General features: G+C 72.4%; 1 protein-coding gene and 1 pseudogene. Both read right to left on the reverse strand.

The annotated features are described in order from the left end of the window. A partial coding sequence (locus AC5RVV_RS17945; RefSeq protein ID WP_494002706.1) for a glycosyltransferase family 9 protein occupies nt 1-271 on the reverse strand: 271 nt, incomplete at its 3' end. A 14-nt stretch (nt 272-285) separates the two neighbouring features. Next, a pseudogene (locus tag AC5RVV_RS17950) lies at nt 286-529 on the reverse strand (glycosyltransferase family 9 protein); the annotation flags it as partial.

Genomic DNA, 529 nt, shown 5'->3' on the forward strand with positions numbered 1-529 from the left:
TGTCCGGTCCGTTGCCGTGCAGGTTCACGGCGATGTCCACCCGGCAGGCCGGCAGGGACAGCGGACCGTCCAGCCCCGGCGTCGGCAGGTGGGCGTCGATCCCGCCGACCAGTCCCACCACCTGACGCAGCCACGGCGGTCCGGCGAAGATCAGCCGGTGCTCCGGAAAAGTGCGCCGCAGCGCGTGCAGGGCCGGCACCGCCACCAGCAGGTCCCCCAGTTTCAGCGCCCGCAGGGCCAGGATCTCCGGACGTCCATCCGGCGGCAGCATCTCCACAGTGCGCCTCAGCCTGCGGTACGCCGGAGGCCGGGACCGGCCAGCTCCGCCACGTCGGCGTAGACGGCCTCGGGCCGTACGGTGGCCACGAAGGAGTCGTCGTGCTCGCAGCGCTCCGCGGTCCAGCCCACCTGGGTCACGTCGACACCGCAGGTGGGGCAGTTCGCCGTCCAGCCGAAGTGCAGCCGGTGCCGTCCGCGGCCCAGCGCCTGGGCATTGATGACATTGCCGAACCAGTACACGCCGGCGGTC

The sequence above is a fragment of the Arthrobacter sp. MDT2-34-1 genome (assembly GCF_059091365.1).